At 59.8% G+C, this 26,800-nt stretch carries 26 protein-coding genes and 1 tRNA gene; 8 read left to right on the top strand and 19 right to left on the bottom strand.

The annotated features are described in order from the left end of the window. Positions 1 to 279: 279 nt before the first annotated feature. On the bottom strand, positions 280 to 1,326 hold the full coding sequence (locus ACX2DJ_RS04395; RefSeq protein WP_462571204.1) for a sulfite exporter TauE/SafE family protein: 1,047 nt from the start codon (positions 1,324 to 1,326) through the stop codon (positions 280 to 282). A 1,044-nt stretch (positions 1,327 to 2,370) separates the two neighbouring features. Here ACX2DJ_RS04395 and ACX2DJ_RS04390 point away from each other — a divergent pair. Next, on the top strand, positions 2,371 to 2,598 hold the full coding sequence (locus ACX2DJ_RS04390) for a hypothetical protein (RefSeq protein ID WP_462571203.1): 228 nt from the start codon (positions 2,371 to 2,373) through the stop codon (positions 2,596 to 2,598). A 9-nt stretch (positions 2,599 to 2,607) separates the two neighbouring features. On the opposite strand, the gene ACX2DJ_RS04385 is transcribed toward ACX2DJ_RS04390, so the two are convergent. Beyond that, a complete protein-coding gene (locus tag ACX2DJ_RS04385) occupies positions 2,608 to 2,757 on the bottom strand; it encodes a hypothetical protein (RefSeq protein ID WP_462571202.1) in 150 nt (49 codons plus the stop codon). A 573-nt stretch (positions 2,758 to 3,330) separates the two neighbouring features. Here ACX2DJ_RS04385 and ACX2DJ_RS04380 point away from each other — a divergent pair. After that, positions 3,331 to 3,909 carry a recombinase family protein gene (locus tag ACX2DJ_RS04380; RefSeq protein ID WP_462571201.1) on the top strand — a complete coding sequence of 193 codons (579 nt, stop codon included), beginning with the start codon at positions 3,331 to 3,333 and terminating at the stop codon, positions 3,907 to 3,909. Positions 3,910 to 3,934: 25 nt separating this feature from the next. On the opposite strand, the gene ACX2DJ_RS04375 is transcribed toward ACX2DJ_RS04380, so the two are convergent. The 4 genes from ACX2DJ_RS04375 to ACX2DJ_RS04360 form a co-directional block, all read right to left on the bottom strand. After that, complete coding sequence (locus ACX2DJ_RS04375; protein WP_462571199.1) at positions 3,935 to 4,474, bottom strand: hypothetical protein; 540 nt, start codon at positions 4,472 to 4,474, stop codon at positions 3,935 to 3,937. Between the two features lie 94 nt (positions 4,475 to 4,568). Beyond that, positions 4,569 to 5,336 carry a hypothetical protein gene (locus tag ACX2DJ_RS04370; protein WP_462571198.1) on the bottom strand — a complete coding sequence of 256 codons (768 nt, stop codon included), beginning with the start codon at positions 5,334 to 5,336 and terminating at the stop codon, positions 4,569 to 4,571. 110 nt (positions 5,337 to 5,446) lie between these two features. Beyond that, positions 5,447 to 6,142 carry a thermonuclease family protein gene (locus ACX2DJ_RS04365; protein WP_462572548.1) on the bottom strand — a complete coding sequence of 232 codons (696 nt, stop codon included), beginning with the start codon at positions 6,140 to 6,142 and terminating at the stop codon, positions 5,447 to 5,449. A 190-nt stretch (positions 6,143 to 6,332) separates the two neighbouring features. Beyond that, positions 6,333 to 7,259 carry an HNH endonuclease gene (locus tag ACX2DJ_RS04360; RefSeq protein WP_462571197.1) on the bottom strand — a complete coding sequence of 309 codons (927 nt, stop codon included), beginning with the start codon at positions 7,257 to 7,259 and terminating at the stop codon, positions 6,333 to 6,335. Between the two features lie 275 nt (positions 7,260 to 7,534). Here ACX2DJ_RS04360 and ACX2DJ_RS04355 point away from each other — a divergent pair, with 275 nt between their 5' ends. Then, the gene (locus ACX2DJ_RS04355; RefSeq protein ID WP_462572547.1) at positions 7,535 to 7,633 is read left to right on the top strand and encodes a hypothetical protein; all 99 of its coding nucleotides are present in this window, start codon (positions 7,535 to 7,537) and stop codon (positions 7,631 to 7,633) included. A gap of 31 nt (positions 7,634 to 7,664) precedes the next feature. On the opposite strand, the gene ACX2DJ_RS04350 is transcribed toward ACX2DJ_RS04355, so the two are convergent. Together ACX2DJ_RS04350 and ACX2DJ_RS04345 are read right to left on the bottom strand one after the other, a co-directional pair. Next, the gene (locus ACX2DJ_RS04350; protein ID WP_462571196.1) at positions 7,665 to 8,750 is read right to left on the bottom strand and encodes a hypothetical protein; all 1,086 of its coding nucleotides are present in this window, start codon (positions 8,748 to 8,750) and stop codon (positions 7,665 to 7,667) included. 219 nt (positions 8,751 to 8,969) lie between these two features. After that, positions 8,970 to 9,045: transfer RNA gene (locus ACX2DJ_RS04345), tRNA-Trp, on the bottom strand. Between the two features lie 119 nt (positions 9,046 to 9,164). Between ACX2DJ_RS04345 and aat the strand changes: the two genes are divergently transcribed. Continuing rightward, entirely contained in the window at positions 9,165 to 9,863 is a 699-nt protein-coding gene (gene aat / locus ACX2DJ_RS04340; RefSeq protein WP_462571195.1) for a leucyl/phenylalanyl-tRNA--protein transferase, read from the top strand. Here aat and ACX2DJ_RS04335 read toward each other — a convergent pair. From ACX2DJ_RS04335 to ACX2DJ_RS04320, 4 genes are read right to left on the bottom strand one after another with little or no spacing between them, the layout of a single operon-like run. Beyond that, positions 9,812 to 10,309, bottom strand: coding sequence for a DUF2155 domain-containing protein (locus ACX2DJ_RS04335; protein WP_462571194.1), 498 nt, complete (start codon positions 10,307 to 10,309; stop codon positions 9,812 to 9,814). The two genes, aat and ACX2DJ_RS04335, sit on opposite strands and share 52 nt — an antisense overlap. Positions 10,310 to 10,311: 2 nt before the next feature. After that, on the bottom strand, positions 10,312 to 10,707 hold the full coding sequence (locus tag ACX2DJ_RS04330) for an NADH:ubiquinone oxidoreductase subunit NDUFA12 (protein WP_462571192.1): 396 nt from the start codon (positions 10,705 to 10,707) through the stop codon (positions 10,312 to 10,314). Between the two features lie 50 nt (positions 10,708 to 10,757). Beyond that, positions 10,758 to 11,276: a DUF192 domain-containing protein gene (locus ACX2DJ_RS04325; RefSeq protein ID WP_462571191.1), complete on the bottom strand. Its 519-nt coding sequence runs from the start codon at positions 11,274 to 11,276 to the stop codon at positions 10,758 to 10,760. Continuing rightward, positions 11,266 to 11,835 (bottom strand): regulatory protein RecX, encoded by a 570-nt coding sequence (locus tag ACX2DJ_RS04320; RefSeq protein WP_462571190.1) that lies wholly within the window; start codon positions 11,833 to 11,835, stop codon positions 11,266 to 11,268. Before ACX2DJ_RS04320 ends, ACX2DJ_RS04325 begins: the two co-directional genes overlap by 11 nt. Positions 11,836 to 11,986: 151 nt before the next feature. On the opposite strand from ACX2DJ_RS04320, the gene ACX2DJ_RS04315 reads away from it, so the two are divergent. Then, positions 11,987 to 13,738 carry a fatty acyl-AMP ligase gene (locus ACX2DJ_RS04315; protein WP_462571189.1) on the top strand — a complete coding sequence of 584 codons (1,752 nt, stop codon included), beginning with the start codon at positions 11,987 to 11,989 and terminating at the stop codon, positions 13,736 to 13,738. 23 nt (positions 13,739 to 13,761) lie between these two features. On the opposite strand, the gene ACX2DJ_RS04310 is transcribed toward ACX2DJ_RS04315, so the two are convergent. Together ACX2DJ_RS04310 and ACX2DJ_RS04305 are read right to left on the bottom strand one after the other, a co-directional pair. Beyond that, on the bottom strand, positions 13,762 to 15,402 hold the full coding sequence (locus ACX2DJ_RS04310) for an acyl-CoA dehydrogenase family protein (protein ID WP_462571188.1): 1,641 nt from the start codon (positions 15,400 to 15,402) through the stop codon (positions 13,762 to 13,764). A 37-nt stretch (positions 15,403 to 15,439) separates the two neighbouring features. Next, entirely contained in the window at positions 15,440 to 16,981 is a 1,542-nt protein-coding gene (locus ACX2DJ_RS04305; RefSeq protein WP_462571187.1) for a TIGR00341 family protein, read from the bottom strand. Between the two features lie 174 nt (positions 16,982 to 17,155). Here ACX2DJ_RS04305 and ACX2DJ_RS04300 point away from each other — a divergent pair, with 174 nt between their 5' ends. The 3 genes from ACX2DJ_RS04300 to ACX2DJ_RS04290 are packed head-to-tail and all read left to right on the top strand — an operon-like array spanning position 17,156 to position 19,415. After that, positions 17,156 to 18,364 (top strand): toxic anion resistance protein, encoded by a 1,209-nt coding sequence (locus ACX2DJ_RS04300; protein ID WP_462571186.1) that lies wholly within the window; start codon positions 17,156 to 17,158, stop codon positions 18,362 to 18,364. Beyond that, on the top strand, positions 18,364 to 19,113 hold the full coding sequence (locus ACX2DJ_RS04295; RefSeq protein WP_462571185.1) for a hypothetical protein: 750 nt from the start codon (positions 18,364 to 18,366) through the stop codon (positions 19,111 to 19,113). Before ACX2DJ_RS04300 ends, ACX2DJ_RS04295 begins: the two co-directional genes overlap by 1 nt. After that, a complete protein-coding gene (locus ACX2DJ_RS04290) occupies positions 19,110 to 19,415 on the top strand; it encodes a polyhydroxyalkanoic acid system family protein (RefSeq protein ID WP_462571184.1) in 306 nt (101 codons plus the stop codon). The genes ACX2DJ_RS04295 and ACX2DJ_RS04290 overlap by 4 nt, the downstream gene beginning before the upstream one ends. A gap of 6 nt (positions 19,416 to 19,421) precedes the next feature. On the opposite strand, the gene ACX2DJ_RS04285 is transcribed toward ACX2DJ_RS04290, so the two are convergent. The 5 genes from ACX2DJ_RS04285 to ACX2DJ_RS04265 all read right to left on the bottom strand — a co-directional run bounded on the left by ACX2DJ_RS04285 (position 19,422) and on the right by ACX2DJ_RS04265 (position 26,792). Continuing rightward, positions 19,422 to 20,225: a class I mannose-6-phosphate isomerase gene (locus ACX2DJ_RS04285; protein ID WP_462571183.1), complete on the bottom strand. Its 804-nt coding sequence runs from the start codon at positions 20,223 to 20,225 to the stop codon at positions 19,422 to 19,424. Between the two features lie 8 nt (positions 20,226 to 20,233). After that, positions 20,234 to 21,286 (bottom strand): mannose-1-phosphate guanylyltransferase, encoded by a 1,053-nt coding sequence (locus ACX2DJ_RS04280; RefSeq protein WP_462571182.1) that lies wholly within the window; start codon positions 21,284 to 21,286, stop codon positions 20,234 to 20,236. Between the two features lie 59 nt (positions 21,287 to 21,345). Then, the gene (locus ACX2DJ_RS04275) at positions 21,346 to 22,071 is read right to left on the bottom strand and encodes an energy transducer TonB (RefSeq protein ID WP_462571181.1); all 726 of its coding nucleotides are present in this window, start codon (positions 22,069 to 22,071) and stop codon (positions 21,346 to 21,348) included. Positions 22,072 to 22,174: 103 nt separating this feature from the next. Next, a complete protein-coding gene (locus ACX2DJ_RS04270) occupies positions 22,175 to 25,612 on the bottom strand; it encodes a TonB-dependent receptor (protein ID WP_462571180.1) in 3,438 nt (1,145 codons plus the stop codon). Positions 25,613 to 25,862: 250 nt separating this feature from the next. Continuing rightward, complete coding sequence (locus ACX2DJ_RS04265; RefSeq protein WP_462571179.1) at positions 25,863 to 26,792, bottom strand: isopenicillin N synthase family dioxygenase; 930 nt, start codon at positions 26,790 to 26,792, stop codon at positions 25,863 to 25,865. Between the last annotated feature and the right edge of the window lie 8 nt (positions 26,793 to 26,800).

Here is a 26,800-nt window from a genome sequence, read left to right as displayed (position 1 = left end):
ATTTTGACAGCGAAACCGTGGCATTTTCAGAGACCTATAGGTTCTCCGGTACGTCGACACCCAAGACACCGGCGGTATCCGAAAAGGTCGGAAAAATCGTGGCTTTCTTAGCTTACTGAGTATCGCTGCAGGCTGTGCCTCATTGGATCAAGGCATATGTCCGCTAACGACCCAATGTCATTCCTTCTGCTATGCGCGCTCATCGTTGCCATTCGCCAGCCTCGCTAGCATTCACGTAAGCTGTCGAAGTCGAAACGCTGGAGAGGGCTGATCCTCTTGTCACGACATGGTTGGCGCGGGCCGGATCTCCTCGACCGCGTAGGCTGAGTTGGGATGGCCGAGCTTGAAAAGATAGAGGAAGAACCAGCAGACCAGGATCAGGGCGCATAACGTTACGATCAGCGTCAATCCGCCGACCTGCTGGTCGACGAGAGTCCAGACGAACTGCGCAATGCAGAGAGTGGAGACCAGAAGGAGGGTGGGCTGACGCGGAAGGCGCTCGACCACGATCGCGCCGATCGGGGCGCCTAGGGCGACGACGGGGGCGGCAGCGAGCCAGTTCAGGAAGACCGCGGGATCAATCGCGTAGACGACGGGGAAGGCCGATGCGAGCGCAGCGTTGCTGGCGATGCCGACGACGGAGGTGAACGCCATCAGGATCACCGAAGTGGGGATCGCGACCTTAAGATCGGTCCGATAGAACAGGACGAGCACGGCGTAGATGATCATGTCGATCCCGACCCCGGTAAGCGACGCGATGATGCCGCCCGACAGGCCGATACCGAGGCCGATCGGAGTATCGAGGCCTCCGTGCGGCACTCGGGGGCCCTCGGGTCCCACAATGTCCGCGATCTTGAGCCAGTGGATCACCCCGAAACCAGCCCAGATCACGGCGAAGATGAGTTTGACCAACAGGTCAGGTGCCTCTGGAGCAAGGAATGCCGCGCCGAGTGGCGTTGCGACGGCTGCGCCGACCAGTGCCGGTAGCAGGATCGCCCCGTCGATATGGCGCCGCATCGCGAGAATGTAGATGCTGGCCGATACCATGCCGATCGACTGGACCGCGAGGCCGAAATTCCGACCCAGCGACGCGGGATGGTCGAAGAGCAGGGTCAAGACAGGAAACCCGACCGTGCCACCACCCATTGGCGTTGAGCCTGCAAAATACGACCCCAGCGCCATCGCGGCGGCGATCGGCCAATGATCGAGAATAGCTTGCCATCCATCGACAAGAATCACGATGACGAGCCACGAAGTATAGAAGATTGCGAGCCAGATCAGGAATATCCTGATATCCGCTCGTCTCTCCGGTTTTTTCGGACTCATCGAACTTACCCCCTGCGGGCAACACGAACATAGCGTTGGCGCGCTGAGCGCCCTAAGCTGCTCATCTGTGTGATGCAACCACCAGGGGGCTCACTGAGCGACTGCTTTCCACCCACTAGCGGAAACCCGGGAAATCAGGGCTTCTTCAATTAACCCTTACTCCCGGAGAAGCGAACACCCCCGGTGAAAGAGGATTAGGTATCTCCTTTAGGAGAACCGCCAGTGCTCTTCCTGTGCCCCAAGGGTTCTCATTCGGAGCCTCTGCAAGGGCAGAGAGGTTTCATGGACGGGGTAAACCCCCTCCAGACCTGACTCCATCCACCCCCGCGTAATCCATCGGAAACCTTCAAGGTGACCGAGGACAAGCCGGGTCTACAATCGACGCAAACACCAACACTAGAGACTGAGGCAACGTCCTCAGCGGAAAGCATTTCAACATGACTGAAGTTAGAACCTCCGCCGATGGCGGCGATGCGTGAGCACCGCCACTCTATCCCGGAAGGCCGCAATCGACGCAAAGTGCAAGGATTGCATACACGACGAACTAGAGCCGGGAGGCTGGCGACAGCAGGTCGCAGCCTGCACCTGTACGGGCTGTCCGCTCTTTGCGTTCCGCCCTATGCCCCGGTCGCGCTCTTGATGGCCGCTGTGGGCTGAGAATGACCCCGCAAGGCTGGCTTTTTGGGAAATCCCGAGCGGCCTTGGGGGGCTACTTCCAAACCAATCCCGACAACCCAAAATGCCAGCGTTTTGCTGGCCTGGAGGTAACATGCCTAGAAAGAGGATTTCTGTGCCTGTGCCAGAGCGTCACAAGTTCTGTCACAGCTGCCAGACCGTCCAACACGTCAAGAGGTTCTACCGAAACCGCAGCCAGCCCGACGGGCTAACCTCTCAGTGCCGAGAGTGCGCCAAGGAATCGTCCAAAGCGTCCCGGGACATGAGCAGGCTAGTCGAAGAGGTGGCCGCAGAGATGCAGGCCTACTTCGCAACGAGGAAGTCTGAGCCGTACGAGCCTAGCTATCCCCCAATGTCTAGAGCGCACCCATGAGGCGCTACAGGGTGTATCGGGGGCTTTATGGTGAGGTGATCCCGGTTGCAGAAGAGACCATCGCTACCGCTCCCCGCACCCACAACCGCGAGCCGTTCCCCTTCGCCTCTCTGGCCACGCGCCTTGGAGACCGTAGAGACAGCTTCGCAGCGAGCAGCCTCTACTATCCGCTGATTGAAGATGCTCTCAGGAACGGCGCTGTTGGCTATATGCTTGCCGAGTAAGCGCGCAATCTAGTCGCGATAACGTATTTCGAGCAGTATTTGTTTGATGGAATCTAGAGTTCTTCCGACCCTCTCGATCATCCATCCAAGCCACAGCATAGCGAGAAAGGCTGCAGCTAGCCCCTTCTCGAAGTCACTCCACGAACCAATATCAGCCATGTTTTCGTCTCCATCTCTGACGAGTGCATGCTTGCCTTATTCGTTGGACTGTGTCGCCCGAAAGTCCGTTAGTTTTGGTGCAAAAATCTGAAGGTCAATATACGCATAAGAAGGCAGCGGTTCCCCCCCTAGGGGGTGCTGCCCACAAATAGACCCGCCGCGCTCCTTCAGTTCCCCGTCGGATATCCGAGGGGGATTGTTGGGGCGCGGTGGGCTGTGCGCTTTTGACGGGGCGGGGTCAGTCTTCCGTGTTCTCGCCTAGAAGCTTGTCGAGCCTCGCGCGAACCTCTGCCGCTACTGTGCCCGTCGTTTGCTCTTCGTTCATGCAGTCCTCCATTGGTTGGGAGCTAGACGTCTATCCCATCCGCAGGGACCGAAATATCGACCATGTGGAACCAGTGGGCAGTTTAAGTCCAAACGAGTCCGAAACGGGGCGAGCTGATCACACCCCCCCACAACTTACACCTTATGAGAGAGGATGGATTGTGTCTGATATAATCCCTCAAAAGATAGCATATTGACTTATGCGGTACCCCTCATTATCTGGAAGTATCTTTTGAAGGAGATAGCCAGATGGCTCGCATAGCTTACTATCGTGTATCGACCGCAGACCAATCCATCGAAGCCCAGCGTGGCGCAATGGGTGGTGAGTTCGATCAAGAGTTCAGTGACGAAGGCGTGAGCGGGGGCGTACTCGCTGCCAAGCGTTCCGGCTTTGCCAAGATGCTCTCTTACGTCCGCCAAGGGGACACCGTCTGTGTCTATGCGGTGGACCGGCTGGGCCGTGACGCCTTGGACGTGCAAGCCACCGTCCGCCAGCTGATCGACAACGGGGTGACCGTGGACGTCCATGGCCTTGGCCCTATCGGGCGGGGTGTGGGGGAACTGATCCTAGCCGTTCTCGCTCAGGTCGCTGAAATGGAGAAGCGCCGGATCGCCGAGCGGACTGCTGATGGAAGGGCCAGAGCGCGCAAGGCTCTTGAGGAGACTGGCAGGACCCATCGGGGCAAGGCAAGTCTCGGAAGGCCCCAAAAGGTAGACCCACAGGAAGTGGCCGGATGGCGAAAGGCGAACAGCGCCAGCATCGCTCAGACCGCAAGGCACTTCGGCATCTCACCCGCAACGGTCAGCAGGGCCTGTTCGCGAAATTGAGGCGGGGCGGTATATGCAAGGTGTATTATGGAACTAACACGGGTCCGCTATCCCCTGCTTTGTTTGAACCAGCCTCCCCACCACCCTGCGGCTTCCCAAGGTTCTCCATAGTGGCCCTCAAATCCTCCAGTCGGTCCAGCCCAAGAACATCATCAAACTTGCGCACCTCCCGCTGAAAAGCCGCACGCGCTTTTTCCTGTTCCTGTAGGTATTCGCGAAACTCTTTATTGGACATCGGGCTGGTCGCAAGCATTACCTCCCCATCACCATCAATGGGGCCGAGTGGGCGGCAGTGCTGCTTCATGAGATCGCGGAAGACCGGCTGGAGATCGGAGCGGTTCTGTTCAATGGCTGCGATCTGTCGGACTAAGACCGCCTGACATCGCTCATCCGCTGTGGTCTGTCTGAAATCCTGGACGCTGAGTTCCAGCCTCTCGATCCTACTATTGATCGAAGTCCATGCCGCTCCGACAGTGAAGGCAGCGCCCAATATGGCGGCCAAACCGCTGCTGAAAACGGGATGGCGCTCCAGCCAGCCTAAAGCCGTCTTACCCTTGTCCCCCACCGTCTGCTGCTCCCGGCTGCTATCTTACTTCCATATTCAACGAGGGGGGGGCCTGCTAGTATCAAAACCGCACTAAATGCAGTCGGCCCCGAAATTATCTGAGGACGTCACTACTCAGGTAGTGATTCGGCCACGCTTCTCGCCACGCCAAGTATGGATTTTCGTTCCCGTTCTCGACCATATTCGACATCGAGGAGTAGACCAGCGCGTCTGTATCCGTCGGAACTGTTAGCGGCAGTCCCATTGCCCGCCTTATTCGGTTCTCTGACCAAATAAGGTCTGCCTCAATGAGCGGAAAATACCAGTCAGGGTCTGGATGATCTCCGAGTGACAGGCGCACCATATTGAATGCGTTGAGATAGAAGAGGTGTACCGCACTCCGGAGGTTCGCGGCAAAAATGAGGCTCTCGTCCGCAGGGTCGTCCTCCATCTCTTTGAGGTCGTCAACGTGGGGGATGGCCGAGCGGATATCGTGATAGAGCTTCGCTGAGATGTGGGGGTTGCTTGCGTAGAAGGCCTGCTCCTTTTCGGCTTCCGTTAGACAAATGACTTGCACGGCTGCGTATTGGAACGAATAGCCGCAGATGTTTTCGCGGACCTTTGCCAAGGGGTTGGTGCTAGTCAGCGCCTCTTGGATGTGTGCGCCAAGTCCTGCGGCTTGCTTCTGTTTCGCCTCTTCTGAGAGGTTGTTTAGGATTGTGTCGCCAAAGAGATATTCTTGAACGTGCTCCTTAAGCGCTTGCTCAAGCTCTGGCGAGTTGTCTTGTTTTCCTGTGAAGTGGGCGCGAAGCCTCTGCAACCAAGCCATAATCTGCGCTCCATTTCCTACCCCCAAGACTAACCGGAGGGCCTCGAGATACAAGCCCCTAAACCCCGCCGTCTCAATATCGCCAGCAACTTCGTCTCGAACTCCTCAATCTCCCTCGAAGGTCTTGAAGTTCCTATCTTGAGCAAACCGAGACCACCGGGCGACTAACGAGGCCGATACGGCTCGCAAGCTATGCCATCGCTATCCGCGTCCAACTGCGGGCGATAACCAGGCGAGCCCCTACGAAGCGGTGCGGCCCCTGCAGCTCTCGCGGCGGCACAGTTGCGATAATACGCGGCCCCCGATTGGCTCTGCCGTGGGCTAACTTCGCGGGCTGTCATTGGTGCATCCCGGTAGTCATCACGGGGTCTTGAGGGGGGCGGAAGGAGAAGCTGGGGGTTCGCTGCACGATAGTCGGCGGGCATTTGGAACTCGCCACCCCATATACCCACACCCCGCGCTCTGGCCTGGTCCACCACGCCGACATACCGGTCACTGTATTGGGGAAGGGCAACAGCATAACCAGCGTTGGCCATCCGTTGGCTCAGGTCCACACCGTTGGCAGTGCAGGTAGCAACTACCCGCCCATAACTGTCCACGTCCCTCTGCTGACACTGGACGGCCTTACCAGCGACTAGGCTTGATAGAAGCTGACCAGCGTCGGCACCGCAGGCCCAGGTGGTCCCATTGCGGGTGCACTGCTGAGAGCTTTCTACGGCGTCGATCCCATGGAGTCTGATGTGAGAATCGCCTAGTAGAAGAGTGTCGCCGTCGATTGCCTGAGCCTGCCCGAAGATGATCTGCGAATAGGCAGGGGCTGAGCCGAGGAACAAGGCAGCGGCCACACAGTTGGCGATCATTCGAAGCACAAAGACTAACTCCTTCGAATCCCTTGCTGTCCTGTGTAGCTCCTTCTCAATTCATTCAGCAACTCCGCTTCGAACTCGCCAAGCTCTTGCACGGGTCTTGAAGTTCTTATCTTGAAGATGTCCCCGACTCCGGCTGGTAAAGCTAGTGCTCTCTTCTTAACGCCCTGTTTCGCTGTCCATGTCAGTTTTCGAGCATCTCTCTTCTTTGACGCAGGTTTGATCGCCAAGGCGCTGTGTCGGTAGGGGGAAGAGAAATGCTTACGCCGTCCAAATCGGCATAACTCGATGATCGAAGTGCGGGGGATAGCGTAACTCGAAGTGTCTCTTCAGAAATCGAGATCAGACCTCGGTCAAAAAGCGTATGAATGTCTGCTCTCAGGAGAAGGGTGTTCGACAACTGATTAGTAGCAGTACCCAGATAGGGAACGATATGGGCGGCCTCGAGTGCCTGTTCGGCGTCGCAGCCGGTAATCGCGCAACGTCCCCCAAAGGCACTCAGGGCGCTCTTTCGAAATGCCCCAGACCCCTGCCTGGCAACTATCGCTGCATTAATCCTTTTCCGTGCGTCGGTGAGATCGTCTGGAATTGTATCAAGGGCAGCGACGATCTGATCGGTGTTTGATGGCTCGGGAGAGATCTGTAGTTGCCCCTCTAGGTTGAACCCTTCGAGCCGAAAATAGCCGCCAGCCCATCCCGTGACTTGAGCAAGACCGAGCACCTTATAGCGTGGGTTTGGCTTCTTCTTGACTTGAACAATTGCACCAACGGGAATCCCGTCTGCTATGTTCTGCATCAAGGCACGGTTAGTAAAGTCGTCGTCACGCCTGCTGGGATCAGGACCCTCTTGGTAGTATTCGAATGTCCAGGTTCCGTCGGTACGGGTCACGACTTCTTTGTCGTCGTATGGCCCCCCCAAGCTTTGGCGTACACTGAGCGCGTGATCCCAGCCTGACGGCTTATGGATTCCCTTTGCCTTGTTCACCAAAAACAATCCGGAAGAGAGAGGCTCGGGCCAGCCAACTTCTTTGCCCGCATGATCGAGGAACCATTGAAGCGCCTCTCGATGCTCCTGCGAGATACTCCTTAGCAGATCGCTGAGCGCACTCATTTTCCGAGACTCCTTTGGATGACGCTTAAGCCCTGTTCTTAAAGTATATTTCTTTCTTTCCCAAGACACGAAACTCAAAGTGCGCCGCTTTTGTTTACGTTCGCGTGATGGGGGGAACAGTGATATGATGAAGCTCTTCATCTTGCGTTCGCGAAACCCGCCAGAATTGGATCATAATGCGGGTCTCTACAACTTCATCATAAGTAGGCGCCCCAGCTGCCAGGTCGCCAAGGTCATTGCCGAGGTAAACCCGCTGGGCCGAGAGACTAAGGGAGATAGCTCAGGGGCTGAACGAGCGGCACATTGAGGCACCGAGGGGAGGCAGCTGGCATCCTTCGGGGGTCAAGCGGGTGCTGGAGCGACTGGGGGGCTGAGACCCTGCGCCTTTCCTAGTGTGTTATACTATCAACACACCTCCTTGACGCCCTGCTTTTTTCGATCAGCGTGAAGGCGTAGCAACTTGGCGACGAGCCGAACAGCGGAATCAGTGGGCAGGTCTTCGCTGCGATCATTCCCATGGAAAAGTTCGTCACGAACCGACTTCAATCGCTTGAACTCTTTGGTGTCCGCCTCGACGGATTGCGGGCATAATATCGAAGCAATGATAATGAACTTGTCGAGCACTCTGTATTTGTCTTTGAGGACGCCTTGCATACGATCAAAGACCGGGCTCGCTTCACTAGGTGCCCCGCTTTTCAAGATACGGACCCACTCGTCGTGATAGAGTTCGGAGAAACCCTTATTCACGAATATCTCAAGCGCTGACCAAGCTGCTACAAATGCCTCAAGCTCGTTCGCGTCTGGGTTGAGTGCCGAGCGCATTAATCCGATGGGACGTCTTGAGGATGCATCTCCGAGAAGTATGGGCACCCGTCTCATTGTATCTTCCACGGGTTCGGGCGTCAGTGCTGCAGCGACCGAAATGCGAGGCTGCCCTGCGGTGAACGTGATAGAATATGTCGGCTCGCCCAGCTCTTCCTCCGTTATGTAAGTTACGCCTCCCATCTTAGTCGCTTGGTGCTCAGAGTCTTGTGGAAGACTGAGGACTAAACCAGCCAAACATGCGTCAGTGAATTGCTGGAATGCCTGGACGGTTTTGTCCTTGTCGATTGCATCGAACGCTACAGAAAATCCGTCCAATCTGCGGCGGTCTTTAAAGCTGTCGGGTTCTTCGATCTCAAGAATGCCCTCAATTATTAGGTAGATCCCGGTCGTATTATCCCTGTGCCGACGCTCCTCTCGGATCTCCTCCAATAGCCTCGCAATCTTCTCTTCTGGGGAATGCGTGTCACCTTCGGTGAAGAGCCCAAACATAAGGCTCGTGGCAATAGCCTGCCATTTCTCGATGTGTTCAAAAAACGGCTCGGGGTCGCTAGTAAGCTTAGCGCTCGCATGGGGTTGCGCTTGAGACGCAAGGATCACGCCGTCCTTCACACCATCAAGCTTGTTAAAGCCTCGGACCTTCCAGATTGTGAGGTAGTGTGTGTACATTTTGATTGTCTAACGCGAATTGATCTGACCTCAAAATCTGTTCGAGCCAATCTGGAATACGAAGATCCTATGAGCCCGACTCTCGCGGCTCTCGCGGCTCTCGCTGCTAGAGCGGCCCCGTCACTAGGGAAATTGGCACGCAAAGCTGGTACACAAAGCTGGTACACAAAAGGGCCCCGGAGGGCCCCAAAGTGTTGTTTTTCAACATTTTTTGAGAAGTGGCAGGGGTGACAGGATTCGAACCCGTGGCCCTCGGTTTTGGAGACCGATGCTCTACCAGCTGAGCTACACCCCTGCAGCCGGACGCTGCCCTCTATAGCCAAGCGCGCAGCATGGCAACATGGCAGTTTGCCCATGCAGCCGGCGGATTTGCCTTGCCGCAATTGGGCAAGGCCCTGCTATAATGGCTGCAATATGCATTCGCCTTATCCCCCGCCGATACCGCCGGAAATGCTGCTGCTCGCCTATCGCAGCGGAATTTTCCCGATGGCGGATCGGCGCGATGATCCCGAAGTATTCTGGGTCGAGCCCAAACAGCGCGCCATCATACCGCTTGAGCAATTCCATCTCTCGCGCAGCCTGCGCAAGGCGATTCGGCAGGATCGCTTCACAGTCACGATCGACCGCGATTTTGACAATGTGATCGCCGCCTGTGCCCAGCCGCGCCCCGATCATCCCGAAAGCTGGATCAGCGAACGGATCATCGCCAGCTATCGCCAGCTCCACCGGCTGGGCCACGCGCATTCGGTCGAATGCTGGGATGGCGCAACGCTGGTCGGCGGGCTCTACGGGGTCAGCTTCGACCGGGTATTTTGCGGCGAAAGCATGTTCAGCCACCGCAGCGATGCCAGCAAGGTGGCGCTGGCCTGGCTGGTGGCGATGATGCGGCGGGCCGGATACCACCTGCTTGACTGCCAGTTCATGACTGAACATCTCGGCACGATGGGTGCTGTGGAGCTTACCCAGCGGCAGTATCTGGAAGGGTTGACGCGGGCCTCAGGGCAGCCTGGAATGAGCCTTCCGCAAGCCTATACGGACATAATTCAGCAGGCCGCACGGGATCATTCGTCGCCCGGGAAACTCATCGCGCAATCCTTCACCCAGACATCATAGATCGGGTGTTCGACCACGTTGAGGCTGGGCGAACTCTCAAACAGCCAACCGGAGAAAATGCGTCGGAAATCCGACGTGCCGCGATCCTGCACGGAAACCTGGACGAAGGCCCCGGTCTCGCGCTGCATTTCCCACGGCGCGGTGCGTTCGCAGGCCTGCAGGCGGATCACGATGTCGCCGATCCGGCGCGATTCACCCGGACGCAGCTCTATATCCTGGCTCGAATTGTTACGCTTGTTGAGCAGGCCCAGCGTCGCCACGCGTTCTTCCATCGGCGTGGCTCCAGCCACATCTGCGCCGATATCGGTCGGCGTGCCAGTGGCCGAAGGCGTCGCAAGTTCTTCCGGCAATTCGGTTTCGACCGGTACGGGCGCGGGCGTATCCTGCGAACAGGCGGCCAGGCCGATCACGCCCACCACCACCAAACCGATGCGCCAACCGGGCATGCTCAGCCTTCCGGGCTCCATGCCTCATAGTCGCCAGTGGCACGAGCGCGCTTCCCGCCGCGCTCAAGCGCGCCTTGCGGGCGATAGGCGGCAGGCGTGCCGGTGGCATTGGGCGTGAAATCGGTTTCCCAGATTCTGGGCGGCGGCAACCGGCTCTCGGGCACATCGTCAAATGCGCCGTGCAACCAGCCGTGCCATTCGCTGGGCACGCGGCTGGCATCATTATTGCCGTTGTAGATTACCCAGCGGCGCTCCCGCTCACCTGGCTTGGGCCTGGAACGGTAATATTTGCTGCCTTGAGCATCGGTGCCGACATGCTCGCCCTTGCGCGCAGTGAACAGCATGGTGCCGATGGTCGCGCCATCCCACCAGGTGAATATCTTGCCGAGGATTCCCATGGCCAGCGCGATTAGCGGATAGTTGCCGCTGCGCCAAGCGGGAACCTTGCCTAGGGAAGCCTGTATTCGACAACGGCTCCCGGCCCGATGCCGAGTTCGGCAGCTCGCCCCCCTCGCAGCTCCAGCACGGCGCTGGCCATGCCGTCAGACCGGACCGATTCGAGCGAATAAGGCACGGTATTGGCCGCGACATTCAGAATCCGCCCGTCCATGCCGATAAAGATGATGTCGAGCGATAGCGGGGTGTTCTTCATCCAGAAGCTGCGGATACCGGGCCTGTCGGAAGGAAACAGCATGCCTTCATCATCGCCCAGCTCGGTGCGGAACATCAGCCCGCGTGCCTGAGCTTCGGGACTATCTGCCAGCTCGACCTTGAAATCGTGCCGTGCCCCGTCCGAGATCACTGCCAGATCGATCACCTGCAGGCCGGAAACCGGATGCAGCACTTCATCGCCGACGGTTTGCGCCCCGGCCTGCGTTTCAGCTGCTCCGGCGGCCCCTGCCTCGGGCGCGGGCGAACACGAAATCAGCGCCAAAACAACCGCCAGGGCCGTCCACTTATACTTCATCGCAATCATCCTGTGCTTCACGCGCCCAATCTTCGGCCTCGCCGGTGCTGGTGGTTTCGATCAATGCGCGTGCGATGCTATAGTCATGGCCTGCGCGGATCATTGCCGCAATCTGCTTTTCGCGTAGAGCGCGGTCAGGCGGCTCGCTGTCCGCCAGCGCGCCATAGGGTCCGAACCGGCGCTTGCGGGCCAACGCCAGGGCCGCTTGCCGTGCCGCCGCCTCGCCGGGCGCCAGTTCCTCTCGCAATTCGGCATTGATCCCGGCTGCATGCAGCGCCTGCTCCACCCGGCGCGCGCCATAGCCCCTGTGCAGCAATCCCTGGCTGCGCGCCCGGGCAAAGGCCTCTTCATCAATATACCGCAGCTCGATCAGCCGGTCAGCCACCGCCTCGGGATCGAGGGCAGGCCCATCCTCGCTCGCGCCGCGTTCGCGGATCTTGCGCTGCAGATAGGCCAGCAATTTGCCCCGCGTAGTGGCAAATCGCGCCACATAGGCCAGCGCGATTTCCTCGAGCCTGGCCTGATCCAGCGGCGGCGACTTGCGTCTTTTACGCGACAATCCGGTTTGCTTTGCAACCATTTCGCCTTATTCGTGCCACACTCCTTATCAAATGGGAAAGCTGGATTGGACGCGGACATGAGGGGAATTCCGCATTGGGGACTGAAATCGGCGCATTTTGCGCCGCAAATAACGGGTATCGCTGAATAATATGACCGACGCCGCATTGAAGCCGACGCCGAATGATTGCCCCCTGCCACGCAGGCGGGCTGACTTCGCCACGTTCAACGAGGCTATCGATTACGCCGCCAGAAGCGAAAAGGGCCTCAATTTTCACGATATGCGGGGCGAACTGATACGCGCCTATCGCTTTGCCGAGATGCGCGATGACGCGCTGGTGATGGCGCGGCGCATGGCCGCCGCCGGAATCGGCAAGGAAGACCGGATCGCACTGATTGCGGAAACCGGCCCCGAATTTGCCGCTCTGTTCTGTGCCTGCATCTATGCCGGCGCCTGGCCGGTGCCACTGCCGCTGCCCACCACTTTCGGCGGCAAGGAAAGTTATATCGATCAGCTGGCGGTGCAGTTGCAGAGCTGCGACCCAAAGCTGCTGCTGTTCCCCGAAGAGATCGCCGAAATGGCCAAAACCGCCGCCGCCAAGCAAGGCTGCGCGAGCGAATCCTGGCAGGATTTCGTCCGGCGCGAGGCGCCCGAATGCGAATTGCCCGAGGCCGATCCCGAAGACATTTGCTACCTGCAATATTCCTCCGGCTCGACCCGCTTCCCTACCGGGGTGGCAGTGACGCACCGCGCCTTGCTGCACAATCTTTATGGTCACGCCACCTCGATGAACCTGGGCAGCGGTGACCGTGTGGTCAGCTGGCTGCCGTGGTATCACGATATGGGGCTGGTCGGGTGTTTCCTGTCGCTGATCGCCAACCAGGTAAGCTGTGACTATCTCAAGCCTGACCATTTCGCGCGCCGCCCGCTTGCCTGGCTCGACATGATCAGCCGCAATCCGGGCAATACGCTCTCCTATTCGCCCACCTTCGGTTATGACATTTGCGCACGCCGCATTTCGAGCCAGAGCCATGTGGCAGATCGCTTTGACCTGTCGCGCTGGCGGGTTGCAGGCAATGGCGCGGACATGATCCGGCCCGACGTAATGCAGAATTTCGTCAACGCCTTTTCCGACGCAGGGTTCAAAGCCAATGCCTTCACGCCCAGTTATGGCTTGGCTGAAGCTGTTCTGGCCGTGACTGTCATGCCGCCGGGCGAGGGGATCCGGGTCGAACTGGTGGAGGAAGAACGCCTTTCGGGCACCCCGCGCGATCTTTCGCGCCCGGCCCGCTATCGCGCGATCGTCAATTGCGGCAAGCCGCTGCCCGACATGGAGGTCGAGATCCGCGGCGAGAACGGCGAGCAGCGCGGCGATCACCAGATCGGCAAGGTGTGGTGCCGCGGCCCCAGCGTGATGCATTCCTATTTCCGCAATCCCGAAGCGACCGAAGACTGCCTTGTCCCAAGCAAGGATGGCAAGGGAGCCTGGCTCGACACGGGCGACATGGGCTATCTTGGCGATGGTTATCTGTTCGTTGTCGGCCGCGCGAAGGACATGATCATCATCAATGGCAAGAACCACTGGCCGCAAGACATCGAATGGGCGGTGGAACAGCTGCCCGGCTTCAACCATGGCGATATTGCAGCCTTTGCGATCGAGATGGACAATGGCGAAGAGGCGCCCGCAGTGCTGGTGCATTGCCGCGTGTCCGACCCCGAAGAGCGGGTACGCCTGCGTGACGAGATTGCCGACAAGGTTCGCTCTGTCACCGGCATGAGCTGCGTTGTCGAGCTGGTGCCGCCGCGCACTCTGCCGCGCACGTCATCGGGCAAATTGAGCCGCGCCAAGGCTAAGAAGCTGTATCTGTCGGGTGAAATCCAGCCGCTCGACCTGGCGGCCTGACTTCAAGGTTCAAGCAAGACCGTTCAGCCGAGTGCGGGCGAAGCACGCTCAATGATCGCGCGCGCATCAATCGCCTGATCGAACGCACCATAGGCCATGCCCCGTCCGGTAAGCCGCAAGCTGCAGAACGCATCGGCAACGGGGCTTTCCCATTCCAGCAGAACCGCCGCCTGCGCCGCCAGGGCAGCACGCTCAACCGCTAGCCGAGCTGTCGCCTCGTTCACCCCGGCAAGATCGAAACCATCGAGCCAATTGTCATAGGCCCGGTTCTTGCCGCGTTGCTTCATCAGCCAGGCACGTAGCGCCTCGACTGCCTCTGGCTCGCGGCCAAGCGCGCGCAGCACATCAAGCGCGATGACATTGCCCGATCCCTCCCAGATCGCATTGAGCGGCGATTGTCGGAACAGGCGCGGCATCGGGCCGGTTTCGACATAGCCGGCGCCGCCATGTGCCTCCATCGCCTCATAGACCATCAGTGGCGCCCGCTTGCACACCCAATATTTGGCCACGGGCGTAAGTAGCCGTGCAAGTGGATCGCCTTCATCAAAGGTTTGCGCCAGGCGCATGCCCAGCGCGCACGCCGCCTCGCTCTCCAGCGCCAGATCGGCCAGCACTGCCGCCATCGCAGGCTGGTCAATCAGCCGTTTCTGGAAGGCAGAGCGATGCGCGGTATGCCACATTGCCTGCGCCAGCGCCGCGCGCATCTGGCTGGCCGAACCCATCACGCAATCGAGCCTGGTGTGCTGCACCATCTGGATGATGGTTGCGACGCCGCGCCCCTCTGACCCAACACGCTGCGCCAGTGCGCCGTGATATTCGACTTCGGACGAAGCGTTCGAGCGGTCACCCAGCTTGTCTTTCAGCCGCATCACACGAAAGCCGGGATTGCGCGTGCCATCGGGCAGCCAGCGCGGCAGCAGGAAGCAGGTCAATCCGCCTTCGGCATAGGCGAGCGTCAGGAAGGCATCGCACATCGGGGCGGAACAGAACCATTTGTGGCCGGTGAGGTTGTACCAGCCATCTTCGCCGACCGGATCGGCCCGCGTGGTATTGGACCGCACATCGGAGCCGCCTTGCTTCTCGGTCATGGCCATGCCGATCGTAACGCCGGCCTTTTCGGGCGCGGGCCGCACCGCCGGATCGTAGCGTCCTGCCTCGATCCTGGGCACCCACTCGCGCGCGACAGAATCCTCGGCCTGCAGCGACGGCACGGCGGCATAGGTCATCGTCATCGGGCAGGTAGTGCCGCAATCGACCTGCGCGGTGAGGTAAAGCACCGAAGCATGCGCCACATGCCCCGCCGGCTGCCCCGTCCAGGCAATCGAGGCAAAACCGTTGTCCAGGCCGAGACGCATCAGCTCGTGGTAAGCCGGGTGGAAGCGCACTTCGTCGATGCGGTGGCCATAGCGGTCATGCGTTTCCAGCACGGGCAAGCTGCGATTGGCCTCTACCCCCCATTCGATCGCTTCACCGCTGCCACATATGGCGCCAAGCTTTGAAAGATGGGGGGCATGCACCGCACCGCCCGCTGCTGCGACGGCTTCATTCAGGGCCCGATCAGAGGCAAACAGATCCACACCTTCAAGCGGAGGGGGCTGGTTGTAAACCTCATGGGTTCCAAGTTCGCTCAGAGGCTTGATGGTGCTCAAATCCTTGCTTCCCATTCCAGCTTCATTTCACATCCAGGCATCGGGTGAATTGCTATTGGTCAATTTCTCCCCAGCGTGCACGCACATTGTCGGCGCGCCGGTCGGGCACTGCGGTGGCCGGGATCCCGCGCTCGGCCAACAGCGCAACCGTACGTTCGACATTCTCGGGATTGCCTTCGATCACGATCGGCAGGCCTAGCCGTTGTGCTCCCCAAACAATCAGCGACAGGGCGGCCTCACCCCTTGCCGTTGGCTCGCCATCGGCAAAGGGAATTGCCGGAAGCGGGCGGGTTGGCGGCAGCAGTTCAACCTGCCAGTCGGGCTCGGTTGAAACGATGCGCCGCTCCAGTTCGCGATAGGTCGAAAGCGTGGCGCCTTCGAGCGGCTTGGCCCGAACCACCGCACGGCGGCGCTGGCGATCGATCACCACGTCGTCCTCACTCACCCCTGCCACCAGCGCCAGGCGCTGGGCAAGGGCCTCTACGCGACGCGTCGCGGCGGCTTCCTCGCGCTCACGGGTGGCGGAAAGCTCCGCCTGCTGAGCGGCAGTGGCGCTGGTACCGACCTGATACTGGTTGATCGTAAGTTGCACCGGGCGGCCCAGAACGCGCGCCAGGGATCGTTCGCCCTTTGCTTCGGCATCTGCAACAAGGCGCGGTGTCAACACGGTCGCATCGATCCGCACAGGATCTGCATCAAAATCAACGTCAACCTGGCTTAGCCGCGAGCGCGGGTCGAATTCGTCCAGGATCTCGCCGCGCACCTGCCGCTGCGCATTGGCTTCCCAGGCAATCTGCTGCAAGGAAAAACCAAGCGGAACAGCCAGTGCAACGAAGACCACCGCCACGGCGACATTCTGGTAGAATGTATTGCGCTCGCTCAGCGTGGTACGGAAACCATAAAGCCGCGCCATCCCCCATGCGGTGAGCGCGATGGTGATGAGGTTGGTCACATACAGCAGCAACGCGCCCGAAAATACCGTCCAGTTGAAGGTCGCAAGGCCGAACCCGACCACCGCCAGCGGCGGCATCAAGGCGGTTGCGATCGCCACGCCCACGATCGTGCCCTCGCGCCCGCGGATCATCGCATAGGCACCGGCCAATGCCGAGAACAGCGCCACCAGCAGGTCGAACAGATTGGGCTGGGTGCGCGAGGCAATTTCAGGTGTCACCGTCTGGATCGGCGACAAGAACACCACGAGCGCGCACAGCACCACCGCCATTGCCGATCCCCAGGCGAGAGAACGGGCCGATTGCTTGAGCCAGTTGTAATCCCCGATTGCCAGGGCAAAGCCCAGCCCCATGATCGGGCCCATCAGCGGCGATAGCAGCATGGCGCCGATAACCACCGCCGGGGACGAAAGCAGCAGGCCCAGGATCGCGATGCCGCCGGACATTGCGGTCATGAACAGATAACGCTCGGTCAGCCCGCACTCCTCGCGGCGATTCTCGATCACGGCAGCCTGGTCAACCGTGCCGACCACGTCCTGCAGCCACCAGCGGCGCCAGCTGAACAATACGCGCGAGAAACTGGATGACGTCCCGCGTGCGCCATCGCCAGGCGCGGCGCTTTGCGGTGCAGAAGTTTCAGCCAAATTTCCGTTCCATTCCAAATGGCAGGCCAGGGCAATGTAGCCCCTTGAGCTGGCAAACGAAAGCATGGACGCGCGGGCGCGAATAAGCCACAATTCTTGAAGTTTGTGTTTTAGTGCACTAATACAGTATGCGAAGGGCGCTTACCGCCATCCCAGGGAGCTTGAAGACCGATCATGAGCACGCAGGAAACCCCAGCCAAGACGGCGACCGATTTCGAACTCAGCCCGCCCGATCCGGTGCCTACGATTACGCCGGAAAAGGCGGTCGGCCTGGTGCCGGTAAGCGAGGAAAAGCGCTCCAAGCTTGAGGAAAAGGTCGAAGGATTTGTGGCCGAACTGGTGGCCGAAGATGCCAATTCGCCCGCCTTTGGCGAAAAGGTCGACCAGATCACACGCATGGGGCAGGAACAGATCCGTGCCGCCGCCGCCATGTCCAACCGCTTCCTCGATCGACCGGTGCGGGCAATGGACCAGGACAATGGCGTGGGCAATGATTTGCTCGAGCTGCGCAAGACTGTTGAGGACCTTGATCCCGGGCGCAAAGGAAAGATGCGCGGGCGCAAGCTGTTCGGGATCATCCCCTTCGGCAACAAGCTGCAGCGCTATTTTGACAGCTACACTTCCGCCCAGGGCCATATCCAGGCGATCCTTGAGCGGCTCGCCTCGGGCAAGAGGGAGCTCTACGAGGACAATGCCGCAATCGATGTCGAGCGCCAGAAATTGTGGGAGGCGATGGGCGAGCTGGAGCAGATGATCCATATCGCCAAAAAGCTCGACACCAGGCTGGAAGAAAAGGCGGACGAACTTGATTCGATCGATCCCGCCAAGGCCAAGGCACTGCGCGAAAGCGCGCTGTTCTATGTCCGCCAGCGCACGCAGGATCTGCTCACTCAAATGGCGGTGAGCGTGCAGGGTTACCTCGCGCTCGATCTCGTGAAGAAGAACAATGTCGAACTGGTCAAGGGCGTCGACCGTGCCAGCACCACCACTGTGGGGGCCTTGCGCACAGCAGTTACCGTGGCGCAGGCGATGACCAACCAGCGGCTGGTGCTGGGGCAGATCACTTCGCTCAACCAGACCACCAGCGACATCATCGATTCGACCAGCACCATGCTGCGCGACCAGACCGGCAAGATCCATGAACAGGCGGCCTCGAGCACGATCCCGCTCGAAACGCTGCAGCGCGCTTTCCAGAACATCTATGACACGATGGACGAGGTCGACGAGTTCAAGGTGCGCGCGCTTTCGAGCATGAAGCAGACAGTCGATACGCTATCCGCCGAGGTCGAGAAGTCGAAAGGATATATTGCGCGTGCGGAAGGGCAGGCGCAGGCGCAGAAGAAGGTTTCGTCCGAACCGGGTCTGTTGGCGCTTGAAAAATAATGGCCGATTCAACCAGAGAGTCTGACGCAATCCTGAGCGCGGCAGGCCGTTCGCTGCAGGTGCAGCGCGAAGGCGGCACGCATCGCCCGGCGAAGAACATCGGCAAGGGCTCTGCCGAGCTCAAGCTCAAGAACTGGATCCGCAGGGCAGGCTATTTCGGCGCCGCCGTGGTGGCGATCATGCTGGCGGCCACCGCTGCCGGGATCATCCTTGACGGGATCGGTTTCATCGGCGTGGTGATGACCTTCTTCGCGGTGGTCGCGGCGCTTGCAGTATTCGCCAATTTTCCCAAGGTGATGGTGCCGCAGCGCGCCGACCTCAAGAAAGGCGATGCCAAGCAGATGGTGGCGCGCACCGAATTGTGGCTGGAGGCGCAGCGCCCTGCGCTGCCCCCGCCCGCAGTGCAGATCGTCGACCAGCTTGGCGTGCAGCTCGATGCGCTGGGGCTGCAATTGCAGGCCATCGACCAGGCCGATCCCGCGGTGAACGAAGTGCGCGAACTGGTGGGCGAATATATCCCCGAGACGATCGAGAATTACCGCAAGATCCCGGCCCATCTGCGCCGCGAGCAACATGTCGGCAAGACTGCCGACGAGCGGCTGATCGAAAGCCTTTCGAAAATCAGCGGCGAGGTTGATCGCGTGACCAGGCGGCTGGCCGAAGGCGCGCTTGACGATCTGGCGGTCAAATCGCGCTATCTCGATTACCGCTTTGGCGGCGCTGAAGCGCTGGAGGATCACAGCAAATGAGAGTCGCCCTGCCGCATGATCTTGGGCGCGAAGAGGTGCGCCATCGCCTGAGCACCCGCAGCCACGAAATTGCCGATTATCTGCCGGGTGGCATCGCCGATGTCGAGACTGACTGGGTCAGCGAGGATCGCATGGCGCTGCTGGTATCCGCCATGGGGCAGAACATCACCGGCCATATCGACATAGAGGACCGGCAGGTGATCTTCGAGATCAGGCTGCCGCGGATGCTGTCGTTCATCGAGCCGGTGATCGAAAAGGCGATCCGCAAGGATGGCCCGAAAATGCTTGAAGCGCCGAAATAGCGCGTCCTAAACGGGGCGCACCAGCAAGCTCACGCCCGCACGGGTGAAGTCGATCGCTTCGAGCGATGGCGCATAGGCGCAGCCCCCGGCCAACAGCACCCCGCCGCCCGCAAGCGCAAGTTCCCCTTCAAGCGGGAGTGCCAGAAGCGCCCCGTCATACGCATGGGCGAATTCCGCATCTGGCGCGCCCACGATCCGGTCGAGCCGGAAGTGCGGCCCGTCAACAAGACACTGCGATCTCTCGGCTGTCCTTTGGCGCAAATCCGCCGGATAGGGTGCCCGCCGTGCCACGTCGAGCGCACGATCGAGATGCAATTCGCGCGGACGGCCATAGTCATACAGACGAAAGGTGGTGTCGCTGTTCTGCTGCACTTCGACCAGCGACAGCCCAGGGCCTATGGCGTGGATCGTGCCGGCCGGGAGGTAGAAGAAATCTCCCGCCGCAACCTTGTGCCATGCCAATAGCTGCTCGATGCTGCCGTCCTGCGCCGCACGGCGCAGCTGCTCCTCGCCCGCCGTCTCGCGCAGGCCGATCGCAATGCACGCCTCCGGTTCGGCGGCGATGATCAGCCAGCATTCCTCCTTGCCCTGCTCGCCCGCAATCGCCTGCGCATCGGAAGGATGGACCTGGACCGAAAGCTTGTCGCTGGTGAACAGGAACTTCACCAGCAGGTTGCCAAGCTCAGCTGGCGGTTCGAACCAGATTTCGCCGATCCGCTGGCCACCGGGTGCGGCAAAGGGCGGCGGCAGAGTATCCCTGCCCCACACTTTCTCGACCATCCGGGTGGTCAGCGCGCGGGCACTGGTCATTGCGGGGCTCATTGCTCCTTCGCCCCACCCAGCTTGCCGACATGCGGGGCCGCATCGCGGGTGGTCACCAGAACCTCGTCCCCGTCAACGATCACGCACACATCCTTCAGCCCCAGCACCGAGATGCGCGGCCCGTCGCTCACTGCCAGCACGTTCTCGCAATCGACCAGTTCCGCATTTGCAGGGGCGTGATTGCCCGCGGCATCGCGGGGCATGGTATCCTGCAGGCTGGCCCAATTGCCAATGTCCGACCAGCCCATCGCCGCCGGCACCATTGCCGCGCGGCGCGTGTTTTCCATCACCGCATAGTCGATCGATTCGCCCTCAATTGCCGCGAAGGGCTCTGCCGCCGGGTTGAACTCCGCGCCCTTTACGCTGCCTTGGCGGACCGCCTGCTGGACCGCTTCGGCCATCGCCGGGCGGTGGGTGGCAAGCTCTGCCAGCAATGCGCCCGCGCGGAATGCGAAGATGCCGCCGTTCCAGGCATAGGTGCCATCGGCGAGGAAGGCCTGCGCCGTCTCGAGCGAGGGCTTCTCGACGAAACGCTCGACCTCGAAGCCGCCTGCCAAGGCATCCCCGCGCTTGATATAGCCATAGCCGACCTCTGGCCGGTCAGGAGTGATCGCCAGCGACACCAGCCAGCCATCGCGCGCAAGAGCCGCTGCCGCCAGCGCCGCCGCATGGAAAGCTGCCGTGTCGGCGATATGATGATCGCTCGGGCACACCAGCATCACCGCATCGGGATCAAGCCGCGCCGCCGCCAGCGCCACCGCCGGAGCGGTGTTCTTCGCCGTCGGCTCGACGATCAGCGCGCCCGGCGCCAGCTCGCCCGCCTGCTCCCTTATCAACGGCACATGGTCCGCGCCCGCCACCAGCATGGGCGGTGCGAAGATGGCCTCGTCACTGCAGCGAGCGAGCGTCTGTTGCAGCAGCGTCTCATCGCCCAGCAGGGGCAGGAAAGGCTTGGGGCTTTGCTTGCGGCTGCGCGGCCACAGCCGGGTGCCCCCGCCGCCGCACAGGATCACCGGATGAGTCAGCATGTCATTGGAGGAATGTGACATTCGCATGCTCTAACAAGGCTGGGGCAGGCAGGCCATAAGGAAACGCCTGGCGAGCGCACCTAGCGCGCGCGGCGAAAGCGCTGCTCCCAGCCGAATTCGGCCTCGATCGGTGTCCCGCGTGCGTTGCGCGCCGGCTTGAAACGAAAGCGTGCCATGGCCAGCTCGCAGGTGCGCGCGTCGGTTTCGGGCAAGCCGCTCGAGCGGAACACGCGGCAGCGCCTTGGCATGCCGTCGGTGCCGACAAGGATCGCGATCCGCACCGTCCGGCCAAAACGCACTTCGCGCCCGCCATCGGGCACGGGATAATCGCGCGCCGAATCGATCGTGCCTGCGATTTTGACCGGGCCGGTGGCCATGCTGGAACCTTGGCCGCTGCCTTCATCCCCGCTGCCCGTGCCTGTGCCCTCGCCGCTGGCACCGGTGCCTTCGCCGCTGGCGGTGGCGCCCGAAGTTGCCGCGTCGCCGGTGGAGGATGCCTGCGGAAGAGCACGATCAGGCTTTGGCGTCACCCTGGGCGTGGGCGCGCTGACCGGATCGGGCACCGCCTCTTCCCCCGGATCGCCCGCCATCCCTTCATCGGGCACATCGGGCGGGTCATCCGGCGGCGCGGTAACAGTGACGGTGAACGCCTCAACCACGCCGCGCTCGATCGTGGCGGTGACTTGCGGAACCAGCGCTTTCGCTAGCCCGTAAAGCGCGAGCAAATGCAGCAGCACAATCAGCGCGATCATGCCGGGGCGCAGCTTGCGGCGCTGCTTCAAGAACCCTTCGCCCGGACCAGCCATGACGCACCATTATCGCGCCTCACCCCGAATACAAACCGCCCAAATGTAAACGGCGGAGCCCGAAGGCCCCGCCGCTCTGTTCACATTCTATGATCTACGGGGATCAGAATTTGTAGCGTGCTCCTACCTGGATCTTCCAGGCAGAGCTTGAGATCCCGACAGACGTATCATCGTCCGGATTAAAGCCGGAAATGACGTAGCGCCCTGCGCTATCTACCGCGACATCGACGACATCGACCTGACTGTTCCTGAACTTTAGCCGGTTCCAGCTACTGTCGAGGAAGTTGAGGAAGTTGTCGAAATCCATGAACAGCTCGACCTTGTCTTCAACAACGTTCGTCAAGCTTCCGAGGAAAGGCAACTCCTGGCTGAAACGCAGGTCCATATCATACTGCCATGGGTTGCGGCAGGAATTGCGCGCAATCGAAGCCCCCGGTGTGAACTTGCAGTTTGTAGTCCCGACATAATCGATCAGTGCCTGTACTGCCGCTGGGTCAGAGGTAGGTGCGAGATTCGGATCGTTCACACCTGACGGCACATAGAGCAGTGCATTGTCGCTCCCAGACGCGCTGTCGTTGAAAACCCCGCCCCCATCAAAGGTCAGGCTATAGGGCCTGCCCGAACTAGCACGGAAAAACACGCCGAGCCGCGTCGCAAAATCGCCGAAGAACTCTTCTTTGAAGCTGAGAGCTGCGGTGACGTTGTGGCGCGTTTCGAAATTCGAGGTCGATACCGCCGGATTTTGCCGGTCGAACGCAGCCGTGACATCAAATGACGAAGTCGCTGTCGAAGAGCCATTGTCACGATTGTTTTCCGAATCGGTATAAGCATAACCAAAGCGGAAGTTGACGCTGCCCCCATCGGTAAAGAGGCCATCGAACCGCTTCGACAGCAAGATCGAGGCGATATGGCTCTCATAATCAGGGCCATTAGTCAGCTGGATCTCGTCATCGCGGCCAATACGATTGAAGCAGGCAGCCGTGACATTCTGCCAAACCGGCGGTGTGCCGCCGGTGCCTGCCAGAGTGGCGTTACAGCCAGCAGCATCAGGATCGGTCGGATCAATCGCGGCATAGATTGGACGACCATCAACAGTAAAGCCATTGAGGCCGCGGCTAATATTAGGCGCTTGTGCCAGATCGACAAAGTTGATCGTGTCATTGAACCGCGAATAGATATAATCAAGGTTCAGACGCCAATCGCTGAAGAACCCGCCATCGGTCCCGAACGTGGATGAAAAACCCAGATTGGCACGCAGCACCGTGGGGACATCGAAATTGGGATCGGTCGATTGCGTATCGGCAAGTCCGGCCGCTGCCTGCGCCGATCCGCCCGCCACAACGCAGCTGGGGAAACCGGCGAATTGTCCGCCGGACAGAACGCTGGTCGGGAATTCGCCTGAAGCGCAGCTGAGCGAAGTGCCAAGTCCGGTCGAGAACCCATTGTTCGAGAACGCGTTGGAGAAATAGACTACCGGATCCCCACCCGAGAACATGCCGACGCCGCCTGTCAGACGCGAGTTGGAAAGGAAGCCATCATTGTCGAATTCATAAGTTGCCGAAAGTCGCGGCAGGATGACCGGGTCAAGGCTGCCAAAACTAACGGAATTGGTGAAGCCATAGCGTTCAAGGAAATTCGGGTTCGCACGAGGTGCACCACCCGAATAGGTCTGAACGCGGATGCCGGCGGTCAAGCTGAGTTGATCGGTCGCCTGCCAATCATCCTGGGCGTAGAATGACCAGATCTTGCGGCTGAACAGCGCAGCGGCCTCATTGATGTCTCCGCTGGGGGTAGCGTTGATATCAGCGCCATAGCTCGATCCGTTGAAGATCTCTTCCGCATCGGGGAAGAATTCGGTCCCCTGGTTGACGATGCCCTGCTCGAAGGCATCGAGATTGGCGAAATAGAGTGTCCCTGTGGCATTGACCGCAAACAGATTGAAGACCTGAAGATCATTCAGCTCGGCACCGATCTTGAATTGGTGATCGCCGCCGTCAATGTTCATCTGGAACTTCGCCTGATTAACCCGTGTATCGAGCTGGTTGGCTGAGCGGAAGATGCCGGGGCCAGTGCTCAGAACGCCGAAATCATCATCGCTCGTTCCCAGAATTCCGTCATCGCCTGGTGTGGAAGTGCCAACCGCCAGCCTGACAATCGGGTTTTCGCTTTGCGCTTCACCGCCCCCGACCGGGCCCTGAATGTCTCCTACCTCAGAGCGGCTGAGGCGCACCTCCGTTGAAACCTTGTCTGACCATTCGGAATAAAGGCGTAGCGAGAAATAATCAGATTTCGTGCCTTCATCCTCGAAAGAATTGAGGCCGGTCAAATTATCCGAACCGAAATCGGGTTCGATATTCGATTCTTCAAGCCGCTGATAAGTCGCCTCCAGCCTGTGATCGTCAGAAATATACGCATCGATTCGGCCAAAATAGCGTTTGCTGGACTCATCAAGAGTACGCGGGAAACCACCGACGTCCTGGCCATACACGTTTTGCGCGATCGACGCGAAACGATCGAACTGATCCTGCGTGATGCCGTCCACTTCGTTGACAAAACCGCCACCTGTTGGCCCTTCGTCATTGGCATCGCCAAGATCGACCTGTTCGTATCCGAGATAAAAGAACAGGCGGTCCTTGATGATCGGTCCGCCCAAGGTGGCGCCCCAGCGTTTCTCGCTCCCAGAAGAAAGCGGCTGCTCCACACCGTCGCCATCGATGATGCTGTTGGCCAGCAGCCCTGAATCGAAATAGGTGTAAAAAGCGCTGCCGTGAAACTCGTTCTCGCCTGATTTGGTCACCACATTGACAAGGCAACCGGTAAAGTCAGAGAATTCAACGTCGAAAGGCGCAAATTCGACCGATGTCGATCGGATCACATCGAAGGGCAACGGCAGCGAGTTGCGCGCCGCGAATGGCGTTCCGTTCAGGCCGAATACGTCAGCCTGTACGATACCGTCGACAGTGAAAGTGTTTGAACGGTCATTACCACCCAAACACGAAATACGATCAACCTCGTTCGAACGTTCGAGACTGACGCGCGGATCAAGCCGAATGATGTCGCGCACATCGCGGCTGATCGAGGGAAAGGCCTCCAGAGTTGCCGTATCGAATGCAACGCCAGGGCCAACCGCCAGCTGAACCGCATTGGCCCGAGCGCCGGTAACCACGATCACACTGTCGCTGGCACCCGTTTCGGTGGCGGTGAGCGCAAAATTGAAACTGGTATTGCCCGAAATGCTGATCGACAGGTCTTCGACCGTCTGGCCTTGATAGCCGGGAGCGGTAACAGTGATCGTATAAGGTCCGCCCGGGACCAGCGCGATGGCACGGAAATTTCCATCGTTACCGGTGCTCAATGTGCGAGTCTGGCTGGTACGCGTATCGGTGACGGTTACAGTGGCATCGGCGATCGCAGCGCCGCTTTCATCCGTAACGCGCCCTTCAACCCCCGAGGTGATCTGCTGCGCCGCTGCGGGCGTGGCAATCGTGGCGGCGGCAGAAAGGCTGACAACGCTCGCTGCCAGAAGATATTTCAATTTCATGGTTAGGCCCCTGATGTGAATGAGAACCGGAATCTAGCGCTCGGCTAAGAACTGGTTAAACGCGCTGCACTGCGGCAAAAAGTCAGTTGCATGACAAAATTGTGAAACACCTGGCCGCACTGGCAGCGCGCAGGCCATTCACGCCCTCTTGACCGGCCTGAAAGCCGCAGAATCCCTAGCGCTTTGGCCAGTGTTGCCGGGGCGCAACAGAGTCAGAAAATCAGGGGTTTTTCGCCCTGCATCGCTGAATTCAGGCCAGATTGATCTCGCGCAGACGCTGCTGGAGGAATTCGTGGCTCGAAATCGGCTCGGGAATGTCCGATTCGCTGCCCGGTTCAATGCAGCTGTCGAGCGTTTCGATCACGTAATCGGGCCGGAAATGCAGGAAGAACGGCATGGAGAAACGCGCGCGCCGGGCCGCGTCTCCCTTGGGGTTGACCACACGGTGCGTGGTCGAGCGGAGTTTGCCGTTGGTCAGCCGGTCAAGCATGTCGCCGACATTGATCACCAGAGCACCTTCGGGAACATCGACCGATTTCCACTCGCCTTGCCTGGTCAGCAATTCAAGCCCGGCCTCTTCGGCGCCGAGCAGCAGGGTGATGGTATTGATGTCGCCATGCGCGGCGGCGCGGATTGCCCCTTCGGGCGCATCCTCGCTGAGCGGCGGATAATGCAGCAGCCGCATCACCGAATTGCCGTCTTCCACTGTGGGCGCAAAATATTCGCGGTCGAGCCCCAGATGCAGCGCAATTGCTTCGAGCACACGCCCGCCGGCCTTCTCGAACGCGGCATAGAGCTCGGTAAACGTCTCGCGAAAGCCCTCGACCTCATCCGGCCAGACATTGGGTGCCATATATTCCGCCAGCGGATGCCCCTCTGGAAGCGAGCGCCCAACGTGCCAGAACTCTTTCAGATCCTGAACCTCGGCATCCTTGGCCTTTTCCGTACCGAACGGGGTATAGCCGCGCGCACCGCCGCCGCCGGGAATGTGATAGCCGCGCTTCACCGCTTCCGGCAGCGCGAAGAATTCCTTCGACCTGGCTTCGGCCCGGTCGATCAATTCCTGCGGGATGCCGTGGTCACGAATGACGGCAAAGCCGAATTCGGCAAAGCTTCGGCCCAGTTCATCGGCGATGTTCTCGAGCGGTTGATCGAGTGAAACGGATGCGATTTCAGTCATGACACCAT

The organism is Altererythrobacter chaiwopuensis (assembly GCF_054957755.1).
Note: the sequence above shows the minus strand (reverse complement) of the source record. Positions and strands in the feature narration are given on the sequence as shown.